Origin of the sequence: Citrobacter rodentium NBRC 105723 = DSM 16636, from assembly GCF_021278985.1 — a bacterium.
GTDB lineage: Bacteria > Pseudomonadota > Gammaproteobacteria > Enterobacterales > Enterobacteriaceae > Citrobacter_A > Citrobacter_A rodentium.
This window is the reverse complement of the sequence record NZ_CP082833.1, coordinates 1,456,143-1,468,455: the sequence shown is the minus strand read 5'-3', so window position 1 is coordinate 1,468,455 and position 12,313 is coordinate 1,456,143. Positions and strand designations below refer to the sequence as shown.

13 protein-coding genes are annotated in these 12,313 nt (G+C 56.0%); 2 read left to right on the top strand and 11 right to left on the bottom strand.

The window, feature by feature from the left end; translation table 11 throughout:
* Positions 1 to 9: 9 nt before the first annotated feature.
* On the top strand, positions 10 to 1,173 hold the full coding sequence (gene fadA / locus K7R23_RS06925) for an acetyl-CoA C-acyltransferase FadA (RefSeq protein ID WP_012907890.1): 1,164 nt from the start codon (positions 10 to 12) through the stop codon (positions 1,171 to 1,173).
* Between the two features lie 200 nt (positions 1,174 to 1,373).
* On the opposite strand, the gene fre is transcribed toward fadA, so the two are convergent.
* Both fre and ubiD read right to left on the bottom strand, forming a co-directional pair.
* A complete protein-coding gene (gene fre / locus K7R23_RS06920) occupies positions 1,374 to 2,075 on the bottom strand; it encodes an NAD(P)H-flavin reductase (RefSeq protein ID WP_012907891.1) in 702 nt (233 codons plus the stop codon).
* A 40-nt stretch (positions 2,076 to 2,115) separates the two neighbouring features.
* A complete protein-coding gene (gene ubiD, locus K7R23_RS06915) occupies positions 2,116 to 3,609 on the bottom strand; it encodes a 4-hydroxy-3-polyprenylbenzoate decarboxylase (RefSeq protein WP_012907892.1) in 1,494 nt (497 codons plus the stop codon).
* A 179-nt stretch (positions 3,610 to 3,788) separates the two neighbouring features.
* Between ubiD and rfaH the strand changes: the two genes are divergently transcribed.
* Positions 3,789 to 4,277, top strand: a complete 489-nt coding sequence (gene rfaH / locus K7R23_RS06910) for a transcription/translation regulatory transformer protein RfaH (RefSeq protein WP_012907893.1) — start codon at positions 3,789 to 3,791, stop codon at positions 4,275 to 4,277.
* Positions 4,278 to 4,306: 29 nt separating this feature from the next.
* On the opposite strand, the gene tatD is transcribed toward rfaH, so the two are convergent.
* The 9 genes from tatD to udp all read right to left on the bottom strand — a co-directional run bounded on the left by tatD (position 4,307) and on the right by udp (position 12,246).
* Positions 4,307 to 5,098, bottom strand: coding sequence for a 3'-5' ssDNA/RNA exonuclease TatD (gene tatD, locus K7R23_RS06905; RefSeq protein WP_012907894.1), 792 nt, complete (start codon positions 5,096 to 5,098; stop codon positions 4,307 to 4,309).
* Positions 5,099 to 5,139: 41 nt separating this feature from the next.
* On the bottom strand, positions 5,140 to 5,925 hold the full coding sequence (gene tatC / locus K7R23_RS06900) for a Sec-independent protein translocase subunit TatC (protein WP_012907895.1): 786 nt from the start codon (positions 5,923 to 5,925) through the stop codon (positions 5,140 to 5,142).
* Between the two features lie 2 nt (positions 5,926 to 5,927).
* Complete coding sequence (gene tatB, locus K7R23_RS06895) at positions 5,928 to 6,476, bottom strand: Sec-independent protein translocase protein TatB (protein WP_012907896.1); 549 nt, start codon at positions 6,474 to 6,476, stop codon at positions 5,928 to 5,930.
* 3 nt (positions 6,477 to 6,479) lie between these two features.
* Positions 6,480 to 6,734: a Sec-independent protein translocase subunit TatA gene (tatA, locus tag K7R23_RS06890; protein ID WP_024132980.1), complete on the bottom strand. Its 255-nt coding sequence runs from the start codon at positions 6,732 to 6,734 to the stop codon at positions 6,480 to 6,482.
* A 78-nt stretch (positions 6,735 to 6,812) separates the two neighbouring features.
* The gene (gene ubiB, locus K7R23_RS06885; RefSeq protein ID WP_012907898.1) at positions 6,813 to 8,453 is read right to left on the bottom strand and encodes a ubiquinone biosynthesis regulatory protein kinase UbiB; all 1,641 of its coding nucleotides are present in this window, start codon (positions 8,451 to 8,453) and stop codon (positions 6,813 to 6,815) included.
* Positions 8,450 to 9,055: a ubiquinone biosynthesis protein UbiJ gene (ubiJ, locus tag K7R23_RS06880; RefSeq protein WP_012907899.1), complete on the bottom strand. Its 606-nt coding sequence runs from the start codon at positions 9,053 to 9,055 to the stop codon at positions 8,450 to 8,452. Before ubiJ ends, ubiB begins: the two co-directional genes overlap by 4 nt.
* Positions 9,056 to 9,067: 12 nt before the next feature.
* Positions 9,068 to 9,823, bottom strand: coding sequence for a bifunctional demethylmenaquinone methyltransferase/2-methoxy-6-polyprenyl-1,4-benzoquinol methylase UbiE (gene ubiE, locus K7R23_RS06875; protein WP_012907900.1), 756 nt, complete (start codon positions 9,821 to 9,823; stop codon positions 9,068 to 9,070).
* Between the two features lie 94 nt (positions 9,824 to 9,917).
* On the bottom strand, positions 9,918 to 11,345 hold the full coding sequence (rmuC, locus tag K7R23_RS06870; protein ID WP_012907901.1) for a DNA recombination protein RmuC: 1,428 nt from the start codon (positions 11,343 to 11,345) through the stop codon (positions 9,918 to 9,920).
* Positions 11,346 to 11,484: 139 nt separating this feature from the next.
* Positions 11,485 to 12,246: a uridine phosphorylase gene (gene udp / locus K7R23_RS06865; protein ID WP_012907902.1), complete on the bottom strand. Its 762-nt coding sequence runs from the start codon at positions 12,244 to 12,246 to the stop codon at positions 11,485 to 11,487.
* Positions 12,247 to 12,313 lie beyond the last annotated feature (67 nt).

Below are 12,313 nucleotides of genomic sequence, written 5' to 3'. Positions count from 1 at the left end.
GGAGTCACAATGGAACAGGTGGTAATTGTTGATGCGATCCGTACCCCGATGGGCCGTTCGAAAGGGGGCGCGTTTCGCAATGTGCGCGCGGAGGATCTGTCCGCGCATCTGATGCGCAGCCTGCTGGCGCGCAATCCGGCGCTGGAGGCGACGGCGCTGGACGATATCTACTGGGGTTGCGTGCAGCAGACGCTGGAGCAGGGCTTTAACATCGCCCGTAACGCCGCGCTGCTGGCGGAGATCCCGCATTCCGTCCCGGCGGTTACCGTTAACCGTCTGTGTGGTTCGTCAATGCAGGCGCTGCATGACGCCGCGCGTATGATCATGACCGGCGACGCGCAGGCGTGTCTGGTCGGCGGCGTGGAGCATATGGGCCATGTGCCGATGAGCCACGGCGTGGATTTCCACCCGGGACTCAGCCGCAACGTCGCCAAAGCCGCAGGCATGATGGGGCTGACGGCGGAAATGCTCTCCCGTATGCACGGCATCAGCCGTGAAATGCAGGATGCCTTTGCCGCGCGTTCGCACGCCCGCGCCTGGGCCGCCACCCAGTCCGGCGCGTTTAAAAACGAGATTATCCCGACCGGCGGTCATGACGCGGACGGCGTGCTCAAACAGTTTAACTACGACGAAGTGATCCGCCCGGAAACCACCGTCGAAGCGCTGTCCACTCTGCGCCCGGCGTTCGATCCGGTCAGCGGGACGGTAACGGCAGGCACCTCGTCCGCCCTCTCCGATGGCACTGCCGCGATGCTGGTAATGAGCGAAAGCCGCGCCCGTGAGCTGGGCCTGACGCCGCGCGCCCGCGTACGTTCAATGGCGGTAGTCGGCTGCGATCCGTCAATCATGGGCTACGGTCCGGTACCGGCGTCGAAGCTGGCGCTGAAAAAAGCCGGGCTGAGCGCCAGCGATATCGGCGTGTTTGAGATGAACGAAGCGTTCGCCGCGCAGATCCTGCCGTGCATTAAAGATCTGGGACTGATGGAGCAGATTGATGAGAAGATCAACCTCAACGGCGGCGCGATCGCCCTCGGTCATCCGCTCGGCTGTTCCGGCGCGCGAATCAGCACCACGTTGCTCAACCTGATGGAGCGTAAGGACGTAGAGTTTGGTCTGGCGACGATGTGCATCGGTTTAGGCCAGGGGATCGCGACGGTGTTCGAGCGCGTTTAATCACAGAGTGTCATATGTTGTAGGCCGGGAAAGCGAAGCGCCCCCGGCAACGATGCCGGATGGCGACGTAAAAACGTCTTATCCGGCCTACAACTTATACCGGGCAAATCGCGGGATGAAATACCCTTTTCGCCAGGCCATTGTGATCAGAAAATTTAGTTGCCGTTCTTCCCGCCTGTCAGGGGCGGGTTTTTTATTGCTTAAATGAAGGCGAAGGCGTCGCCAAACAGGCGATCGGCCCGCGCGCTGCGCTCATTGCAGAACAGATCCCGCGCGATTTTCGCCATCTCAAAACGTCCCGCGATGTAAATATCATGCTCCGCCAGCGTGCCGTGGTCCTGCATCACAGCGGTGAGAACCGTGCCGGTACGCCCGCGCCAGTCCGCTTCCGGCTGTTCCACCACCGGTTCGACGCGCAGATTAGGGTGATTCACAGAGAGCGCTTCAAGCTCAGAGAGATCGTAGAGGTGTTTTTCTTCCCGGCCGCCCCAGTAAATCGTGATATCACGATTCGGGTTACGCGCCAGCGCCGTCAGCAGAATTGAACGGACGTAGGAGAAACCAGTGCCGCCCGCAATCAGGATCAGCGGACGCTCTTCGTCATCACGCAGCCAGGCTTCGCCATGAGGAATATCAACGATAACTTCATGATCTTTCAGGATGCGATCCATCACCGCTTTCGCATAGAGATTAATTTCAGACGCGCCGATATGGAGTTCAATAAAACCCTGCTCGTCCGGCGTTGACGCCATTGAGAACGGGCGTTTGTCCCGTTCATCCATCACGACCATCAAATACTGACCGGCACGAAAGGAAAATGCCGCATCGGGTACTAATCGAACGCGGTATACGGTATCGGTGATAGCTTCTACCGAGGTCACTTTACAGCTTAAGGTTGTCATGCGCTCCCTCTATGGGTCTGTAGGGCAGTACGTTCGCGCCTCAGGCGCCCTTACCGTTATTAAAGATGGCCAGTTCATCCCAGATTGCATCAATACGCGCTGTCACATCGGCATCTTTTCTGATTGGTCGTCCCCACTCGCGTTGGGTTTCGCCTGGCCATTTATTGGTGGCATCCAGCCCCATTTTTGAACCCAGCCCGGAGACCGGAGAGGCAAAATCCAGGTAATCAATGGGCGTGTTTTCGACCAGCACCGTATCCCGCGCCGGGTCCATACGGGTGGTTATCGCCCAGATAACATCGTTCCAGTCGCGTGCGTTGACGTCGTCATCGCAAACGATAACAAATTTGGTGTACATAAACTGACGTAAAAACGACCAGACGCCCATCATGACCCGTTTGGCATGTCCCGCGTACTGTTTTTTCATCGTGACGACGGCCAGACGGTACGAGCAGCCTTCCGGCGGCAGATAGAAGTCGACAATTTCCGGAAACTGCTTTTGCAGAATCGGCACGAACACTTCGTTCAGCGCCACGCCGAGCACCGCAGGCTCATCCGGCGGACGTCCGGTATAAGTGGAGTGGTAAATCGCATCGTCACGCCGGGTGATGTGCGTGACGGTGAAAACCGGGAAACTGTCCACTTCATTGTAATAGCCGGTATGGTCGCCGTAGGGGCCTTCCGGGGCCATTTCGCCGGGTTCAAGATACCCTTCCAGCACGATTTCCGCGCTGGCGGGCACCTCGAGATCGTTAGAAACGCATTTCACCACTTCGGTTTTCGTGCCGCGCAGCAGACCGGCAAACGCATACTCCGAGAGGGTGTCCGGCACCGGCGTAACGGCGCCAAGAATAGTGGCCGGGTCCGCGCCCAGCGCCACGGAAACCGGGAAGCGTTCGCCAGGGTGCGCCGCGCACCACTCCTGATAATCCAGCGCGCCGCCGCGATGGGACAACCAGCGCATAATGAGCTTATTTTTACCAATCAACTGTTGACGATAAATCCCCAGATTCTGCCGCTCTTTGTGCGGCCCGCGGGTCACGGTTAACCCCCAGGTGATCAGCGGCGCGGCATCTTCCGGCCAGCAGGTCATAATGGGAATCTGGGTTAAATCAACGTCATCGCCAGAGAGGACTTTCTGCTGACACGGCGCGCCACGCAGCCGCTTCGTCGGCATATTCAGCACCTGCTTAAACTGCGGCAGTTTATCGAACAGATCGCGAAAACCTTTTGGCGGCTCCGGCTCCTTCAGAAAAGCCAGCAGCTTACCCACTTCCCGCAGCGCGGAGACGTCCTCCTGCCCCATCCCCATCGCCACGCGTTTTGGCGTGCCGAACAGATTGCACAACACCGGCATTGAATAGCCTTTCGGATTTTCAAACAGCAGCGCAGGACCGCCAGCTCGCAGCGTACGGTCAGCAATTTCGGTGATTTCCAGGTGCGGATCGACTTCAAGCGTGATGCGTTTCAGTTCGCCCTGTTGTTCAAGCAGCGTCAAGAAGTCGCGTAAATCGTGATATTTCATGGCGTCCATTATAGCCTCTGGGTAAGCGCCTCATTATACGGCGTTCATCATCGTGATGCTGTATTTTTGTTAAATTAGCGTGAACTCTGGCAGTCCGCAAACAAGCGGCCCGAAATACGACAGGGATAATTAACTTAGCGCATAGCTTTTGTTATGCTTGCGCCCCGAACTAGCGGATAAGAGTCATTATGCAATCCTGGTATTTACTGTACTGCAAGCGCGGGCAACTTCAGCGTGCCCAGGAACACCTCGAAAGACAGGCTGTAAACTGCCTGACGCCGATGATCACCCTGGAAAAAATGGTGCGCGGAAAACGTACCGCAGTCAGCGAACCGCTGTTTCCCAACTATCTGTTTGTGGAATTCGATCCGGAAGTGATCCATACCACCACGATCAACGCCACGCGCGGCGTCAGCCACTTCGTCCGCTTTGGCGCATCGCCGGCGACGGTACCTTCCGCCGTCATTCACCAGCTGTCTGTTTATAAACCGGAAGGCATTGTCGATCCAGAAACGCCCTACCCCGGCGACAGCGTGATTATCACCGAAGGCGCCTTCGAAGGGCTTCAGGCGATTTTCACCGAACCGGACGGCGAAACGCGTTCTATGCTGCTGCTCAACCTGCTGAATAAAGAGGTGAAGCAGAGCGTTAAAAATACCGGTTTCCGAAAGCTGTAAACGCTTTTTCCGCGCGGAGGAGTGAGGCCTTAAGCGGACTTCAGGGTAATGCCAAACAGTTTTTCAGCGTTGGCATCCGTGGCGGCGGCCAGCTGCTGCGGATCTTCACCACGCCAGTGCGCGATGCGCTGAAGGATATGCGGCAGATACGCGGGCTCGTTGCGTCGTGATGCCGGTTTCGGCGACAAATCACGCGGCAGCAGGTATGGCGCATCGGTTTCGATCAGAAGCTTTTCGGTCGGAATCAACGGCAGCAGTTCGCGCAGCGCCAGCCCGCGGCGCTCATCGCACACCCAGCCCGTAATGCCAATATACAATCCCCGCTCAAGGCACTCCTGCATCTCCTGGCGCGTGCCGGTAAAACAGTGCAGCACCGCGCCCGGCAGTTTGTCCAGCCACGGGTCGAGCAGCGCAAGGAAACGCGTATGGGCATCGCGACAGTGCATAAAGACCGGCATCTGTAGTTCGGCGGCGATCCGCAGTTGCGCCTCAAAAGCGTGCTCCTGCGCCTGCGGCGTGGAGAAATTACGATTGAAATCAAGGCCGCACTCACCTATCGCCACCACCTCTGGCAGCGCGGCCAGTGCGACGATAGCCTCTCCGGTATCTGCCCGCCATTCGCTGCTGTCGTGGGGATGGACGCCAGCGGTAGACCAGCAGTGGGGATAATGCTGCGCCAGACGTTGCGCCTGCTGGCTTTCATAAAGATTGGTTCCGGTAAGAAGCAGGCCGTTCACGCCAGCCGCATACGCGCGCGCCACCACCTCGTCGTGGTCTTTCACAAACTGCGAACTGGTTAAATTCACGCCGATATCGAACATGCTTCTCTCCTTACAACAACCGCCCTGACGGGCGGTTGAAATTACTCTTCTGTCTTTCCGGCTTTCTCAGCTTCTGCTTCCGCCTCGTTGTCTTCATCCCGCGAAACTCGCTTTCCGACATAGAAACGCGCGAAGAAAACGCCGACCTCAAACAGGCAGTACATCGGTATTGCCAGCAGCGTTTGCGAGAAGACGTCCGGCGGCGTCAGCAGCATCCCCACGACAAACGCGCCAACCAGTACGTAAGGACGTTTTTTACGCAAATCTTCCGGAGTGGTAATGCCGACCCAGCACAGCAAGACGATGGCGACCGGCACTTCAAAAGAGACGCCAAACGCCATAAACAGCGCCATGACGAAACTCAGGTAGCTGGCGATATCGGTCGAAACCTGTACCCCTTCCGGCGCGGTGTTGGCCAGAAAGCCAAACGCCAGCGGAAAGACCACAAAGTAGGCAAACGCCATACCGATGTAGAACAGCAAAGAGCTGGAGATCAGCAGCGGCACGACCAGACGGCGTTCATGCTTATACAGCGCTGGCGCAACAAACGCCCAGACCTGATAAAGAATGACCGGCGCTGACAGGATCAGCGACACCATAAAGGTCAGTTTGATGGGGGTGAAAAACGGTGAGGCGACATCCGTCGCGATCATGGTCGCCCCATGTGGCAACTGTTTAATCAGCGGCGCGGAAACCAAGTGATAGATGTCATTGGCAAAATAAACCAATGCCACGAAGATCGCGATAACTGCGACAATGCAGTAAAGCAGGCGTTTGCGCAGCTCAATCAGATGCGTGATAAGCGGTTGAGTATCTTCTACAGCCATGTTTACGGTTTATCACTCGTCGTAGGGGAAGTGCCAGCAACAGGCGTTGCGGGTTTTGGTTCAGCGTCATTCGCCTTAACGGCAGGTTGGTCCGCATCAGCAGGCTTCGTCGCCTCAGCGGTTGCAGGAGCCTGTTCCGGCGCGCTGGCCTGTACTTCTGCCGTCGCGGGAGTGACCCCTTCATGCTGCGCTTCGTTCCCTTTGACTACCGGATTATGGATAGTATGCGCTTCATCGCTCGCCTTTTCCGGCTCGTTAGCGCTATAAGAACGTTTCATGGACTCTGCCGCCTGACGCAGTTCATCCATCGAGGCTTTAAGCTCGGGCGTCAGGTTTTCCAGACTCGCTTTTTCCACCTTTTTCAGACTGTCCTGAAATTCCTGCAGCTTCAGTTCCTGGGTCAGCTCATTCTGAACGGTCGTCGCGAGGGATCGCAATGCGCGAACCCAGCCCGCAATCGTTTTGACTGCAACCGGCAGTCGCTGCGGCCCCAGAACCACAAGGCCAATAATAAATACCAGTAACAGCTCGCTAAAACCAATATCAAACACGAATTATACCTGCTCTTTATCGTGGCGCTTGGCGTCTTCGGTTTTAGCGTCTGCGGGTTTGTCAGCGATAGACTTCGCGGTAAAGTCGGCATCCTGGCTGGTTTTATCCTGTTTAGCATCATCATCGCTCATGGCTTTTTTGAAGCCTTTGATGGATGCGCCGAGGTCGGAACCGATGGAGCCGAGCTTTTTGGTGCCAAACAACAGTACAACGATGACGGCAATGATCACCAACTGCCAAATACTGATACCACCCATACATGTTCCTCTGTGATAGATGATGAAATAATAAAGCCGCATTATACGTTATGCGACCTGTCCTGGGCGATGAAAAAATCAGCGCGTTTTGCGCCAGCCAACGATCCAGGCGACGATACCGCCCGCCATCAACCAGCCGGGCGTCAGCCCCCATTCAGGACGACTAATCAGCAGGAATGTGCCGCTCAGCAATAACGTTACGCCAATACCCAATAAATAGCGGGACTGGCCCTGACGCACATGGTTCTCTTGAAGCTCGCGCGCAATCTTATCAACACTGTGCCGTAAATATTTGCCCTGGCGCAAACTGTCGTACACCAGTTCAGGTAGTTCTGGCATTTTTTCGACCCAGAACGGCGATTTTTCCTTTAATGCCCTGACCAGAGCAGGAATGCCGACCTGATCTTTGATCCACGACTCGAGGAAAGGCTTCGCCGTTTTCCATAAATCGAGCTGCGGATACAGCTGACGCCCCACTCCTTCAACGTACAGCAATGTCTTCTGCAACAATACCAGCTGCGGCTGTACTTCCATGTTAAATCGACGCGCCGTATTGAAAAGGTTTAACAACACGTGACCAAAGGAGATTTCCGCCAGCGGTTTTTCAAAGATGGGCTCGCATACGGTACGAATAGCGAACTCAAACTCCTCAACGTTGGTATCCGGCGGCACCCAGCCTGAATCAACGTGCAGTTCCGCCACTTTGCGGTAATCGCGGTTGAAGAAGGCGATGAAATTCTCCGCCAGATATCTTTTATCTTCTTTGTTCAACGAACCGACAATGCCGCAGTCAATACCAATATATTGCGGGTCTTCGGGGTGTTCATAACTGACAAAAATATTGCCGGGGTGCATATCGGCGTGGAAAAAACTGTCGCGAAACACCTGCGTGAAGAATACCTGCACGCCGCGTTCCGCCAGCAGCTGCATATTGGTGCCGTTCTTCTCCAGCGCCGCCACATCCGAGACCGGAATGCCGTAGATGCGCTCCATCACCATCATATTCTCACTGCAATAGTCAGAATAGACTTCAGGCACGTAGAGCATCGGGCTGTCTTCGAAGTTACGGCGCAGCTGGATGGCGTTGGCCGACTCGCGCAGCAGGTTCAGCTCATCAATGAGCGTCTTTTCATATTCGCGCACCACTTCGGTTGGCCGCAGGCGGCGGCCATCCGGCAACAGGCGCGGAACCCAACGCGCAAGGCGGTAGATAAGTTTAAGATCCGCTTTGATGACCGGCAGGATATCCGGGCGGATAACCTTGATGACCACCTCTTTACCGTTCGATTTCAGCCTGGCGGTATGCACCTGGGCAATGGATGCTGACGCCAGCGGTTTGATGTCAAAATCATCAAACCAGGCTTCCACCGGCAGTCCGCCCATCGCCGCTTCAATTTGCGCTTTCGCCCGTTCGCCGTCGAACGGCGCGACTTTATCCTGCAACAGCGCGAGCTGATCGGCAATTTGCGGCGGAAAAAGATCGCGACGGGTAGAGAGCATTTGCCCGAACTTAATCCACACAGGACCCAGCTCTTGCAGCGCCAGTCTCAGCCGCTCGCCGAGGAGTTTGTCTTTGTGTCGGTTCGGCATCCAGAACAGGCCGTAACGCCATAACCGTAGCGGCAGCGTGATCCGCATCCGGGGAATGAGCTCATCAAGTCCGTAGCTTAAAAAGGTGCGAATGATGAAATATAGGCGCCGTACTTCACCTGGCGTCATTTAGCCTCCAGTTTTTCCAGCCGTCGGGTCAGCGCATCGACAGCGCGATCCACCGCCGCCGTCTCTTCCGCAAACCAGGCGACCTCAAGGGGTCCGGGCGCCATTCGCCACTCTTCAGTCATCGCTTCGGCGATATAGCGCTGTTGGCGTTGAAGACCGTGGCGAAGAAATTTAGTCCCGCCGCGCAGGGCTTTGCTGATCCCTTCGGCCGCAATATCGCCGGTATAAGGCACCAGCAGTTCCGCGGGGTCGAACTCCGCTAAATCGGCAAGGGCAACGAAATTCTGCACCACCTGAATGTCACCCTGCACTTCCAGTTCGCCACTGCGAATCAGCGCGGTAAGCTGCTGTCGGTCACGAAGCTTAGGCAGCACGCTGGCGTAGGTAATGACGGTGCAGTCAGCCTCGCCCGCCCATTCTCCCAGCACGTCGACCTGCCGCTCGCCGAACAGCAAAATTAAAGATGTCGAAAAGCCTTTTAGCTCCACTCGCAGCACTTTGCCCAGCAGACGCGTGCGCGCTGTTTTCAACGCCGGTGAACGGTACAGAAAGGTATTGAGCAGACTTTCCATTCCTGCGGTCACTAAGGGTTTAAAAGGCATTCCCGTCTCCAGTCAGAACTTATAGCCACGATGCAGCGCAACCACACCCGCCGTCATGTTGTAGTAGTCAACGCTTTCAAACCCGGCGTCCTGCATCATGGCCTTCAGCGTATCCTGATCGGGATGCATACGGATGGACTCCGCCAGGTAGCGGTAGCTGTCGGCATCATTTGCGACGATAGAACCAATACGCGGCAGAATGTGGAAGGAATAGGCGTCGTAGGCTTTGCTCAGCGGTTCGATAATCGGTTTGGAAAATTCCAGCACCAGCAGGCGACCGCCCGGCTTCAGCACGCGGAACATGGAACGCAGAGCTTTGTCTTTGTCCGTGACGTTGCGCAGGCCAAAAGAAATGGTAATGCAGTCAAAGGTATTGTCCGGGAAAGGCAGCGCTTCGGCGTTGGCCTGGACATATTCCACATTGCCGACGATCCCGATATTGCGCAGCTTCTCGCGACCCATTTTGAGCATTGAGTCATTGATGTCCGCCAGAACCACTTTGCCGGTTTCGCCAACCAGGCGGGAGAACTTAGCCGTCAGGTCGCCGGTGCCGCCCGCTAAATCAAGAACCGTCTGACCGCGGCGTACGCCGCTACAGTCGATAGTGAAGCGCTTCCACAAACGATGAATGCCGAATGACATCAAATCATTCATGACATCATATTTTGAGGCCACCGAATGAAAAACGTGGGCCACCATATCCGCTTTCTGCTCTTTAGCGACTGTCTGAAAACCAAAGTGCGTCGTTTCTTGTGAATTATCCACCATCTCAGTGCCTGCTCATCAAAAAATTGTTCAAGAAGTGTAACAGATTGGGGCAATTTGCCCTACTCTTCTGCCCGATCCGGCAACGCTGAACGGACTACAGCGACTGCTGTTTTATCCCATCATCGTCGTAATTCAGTGTCTTTTCATGCTCTTCGGGAACGGCCCGCAAACGGTACTCCTCATCCTGCGAGGTGGCCTGTTCCGCCAGTTCCGGATTAATCTCGCGTTTAATTTCTACCCCTAATCCGCGAAAGGCTTCCGCCTGGGCCAGTACATTGCCGCGCCCCGAAGCGAGCTTTTTCATGGCCTGGCAGTAGTTATCCTGGGCTTTCTCCAGGCTTTGCCCAATCGCCGACATGTCATCCACAAACAGCCGCATCTTGTCGTAAAGTTTACTGGCCCGATCGGCAATCTGCTGTGCGTTACGGCTTTGATGCTCGTAGCGCCACAGATTAGCGATGGTACGTAAAGCCACCAGCAGCGTCGTGGGGCTGACCAGCATAATATTATTTCTCAGCGCCTCGGTAATCAGTTCGGGCTGCCTGTCCAGCGCCAGTAAAAACGCCGGTTCTACGGGGATAAACATCAGCACGTAATCCAGCGTTCGCAGCCCCGGAAGCTGCTGGTAATCTTTTCGTCCCAACAGACGAATATGATTACGCACGGAGGCAATATGCTCCTGAAGCGCGCTTTCGCGGGTGTACTCATCATCGGCGTTAAAATAGCGCTCGTAGGCCACCAGCGTCATTTTAGCGTCGATCACCACATCTTTACCCTGCGGTAAACGCACAATCACGTCAGGCTGCATCCGCGAACGGGCATCATTTTCGATGCTGACCTGCGTTTCGTACTCATAGCCTTCGCGCAGCCCGGACGCCTCCAGCACGCGGGTAAGCACCACCTCGCCCCAGTTGCCCTGGGTTTTATTATCGCCTTTCAGGGCCCGCGTCAGGTTGATTGCCTCCTGCGCCATTTGCGCGTTCAGCTGTTGCAGATTGCGGATCTCATGCGCCAGCGTGTGCCGCTCGCGCGCCTCCTGACCAAAGCTGTCCTGCACCTGGCGGCGAAAACCGTCCAGCTGTTCACGCAGCGGCGTCAGCAGGCTGTTAAGACTTTGCCGGTTTTGCTCATCGACCCGGCGATTGCTCTGTTCAAAAATACGGTTAGCCAGATTCTCAAACTGTTCGCTGAGACGCTGCTCGCTGTTGATCATCTGACGAATTTTGTCTTCCGCATGTTGCTGCGCGGCTTCCATCCGCGTGGTGACTTCACGCAGATCCGCCTCCAGAGAGGTGTTAATGCTGCGCAGGCTGCGAAGTTCGTTATTCAGCAGTTCGCACTCATCGCGCCAGTGCTCGCTTTGCGCAAGCTCCTGTTTCGCCGCGCTTAACGCCGCCACCATATCTTCACGTTCGGCAAGCTGATCGGCTTTTTGCTGCGCGTGCTGATAGCTGGCGATCAACCAGCCAAGCGCAATGCCCACCAGCGCTATCACCGCGTAAATTACGATTGAGATGTCCAAAATGCCTCCTGCCGCTGCCGCTCACCTGCACAAAATAGGATTGTGCTGTATAAACGTCCAGTTTAAAAGGAAATTCCTGCGAGGCGTTACGCAAAATAAAAAGGCCGAACGCGTCGGCCTTATACGGAAATCATGAGGATTAGATCAGACGGCGAGCCGCTTCCACCACGATTTTCACCGCGTGGCTTTCGGTTTGCTTCATGGTCTCAGCATTCGGGATCTCTTGCTGAGTGCGGTTGACGATGACGCCTGCCACCATTCCCGCACGCAGGCCCTGGCTGGCGCACATGGTCAGCAGCGTGGCGGACTCCATTTCATAGTTCATCACGCCCATTGCCTGCCACTCTTCCATAGAGCCCTTAAAGCGGCTGACCACGCGCCCGGAATAGGTGTCGTAACGCTCCTGGCCCGGATAGAAGGTATCGGAAGAGGCGGTGACGCCCACGTGCGTGGTCGCGCCGACCGATTTCGCCGCGTCAACCAGCGCGGTGGTACATTCAAAATCCGCCACCGCCGGGAACTCCATTGGCGCGAAGTGCAGGCTTGCGCCGTCGAGACGCACGGACGCCGTGGTCACCAGAACATCGCCAACGTTAATGTGCGGCTGAATCGCACCGGTCGTGCCAATACGCAGGAAAGTGCGGATACCAAGCTGCGCCAGCTCCTCTACGGCAATCGACGTCGACGGGCCGCCAATGCCGGTCGAGCAGACGATCACGGGCTTGCCGTCCAGTTCTGCGCGCCAGGTGGTAAATTCGCGATGCGATGCCAACTTAACCGGCTTATCCATCAGCGCGGCGATTTTTTCCACACGCTCAGGATCGCCAGGGACGATGGCAAGCGTAGCCCCTTGTAAATCGTTTTTGGTGAGGCCGAGATGAAAAACATCCGATCCGGACATAAGAAACTCCTCTGTGATTCGATTTGGGTCAGAAGAAGCAAAAAGATACTTTACCGAAGGATACAGC

Bases quoted from the DNA above. Each gene is read 5' to 3' on its own strand.
- fadA (WP_012907890.1), top strand. From the start codon at position 10: ATGGAACAGGTGGTAATTGTTGATGCGATCCGTACCCCGATGGGCCGT.
- fre (WP_012907891.1), bottom strand. From the start codon at position 2,075: ATGACAACCTTAAGCTGTAAAGTGACCTCGGTAGAAGCTATCACCGAT.
- ubiD (WP_012907892.1), bottom strand. From the start codon at position 3,609: ATGGACGCCATGAAATATCACGATTTACGCGACTTCTTGACGCTGCTT.
- rfaH (WP_012907893.1), top strand. From the start codon at position 3,789: ATGCAATCCTGGTATTTACTGTACTGCAAGCGCGGGCAACTTCAGCGT.
- tatD (WP_012907894.1), bottom strand. From the start codon at position 5,098: ATGTTCGATATCGGCGTGAATTTAACCAGTTCGCAGTTTGTGAAAGAC.
- tatC (WP_012907895.1), bottom strand. From the start codon at position 5,925: ATGGCTGTAGAAGATACTCAACCGCTTATCACGCATCTGATTGAGCTG.
- tatA (WP_024132980.1), bottom strand. From the start codon at position 6,734: ATGGGTGGTATCAGTATTTGGCAGTTGGTGATCATTGCCGTCATCGTT.
- ubiB (WP_012907898.1), bottom strand. From the start codon at position 8,453: ATGACGCCAGGTGAAGTACGGCGCCTATATTTCATCATTCGCACCTTT.
- ubiJ (WP_012907899.1), bottom strand. From the start codon at position 9,055: ATGCCTTTTAAACCCTTAGTGACCGCAGGAATGGAAAGTCTGCTCAAT.
- ubiE (WP_012907900.1), bottom strand. From the start codon at position 9,823: ATGGTGGATAATTCACAAGAAACGACGCACTTTGGTTTTCAGACAGTC.
- udp (WP_012907902.1), bottom strand. From the start codon at position 12,246: ATGTCCGGATCGGATGTTTTTCATCTCGGCCTCACCAAAAACGATTTA.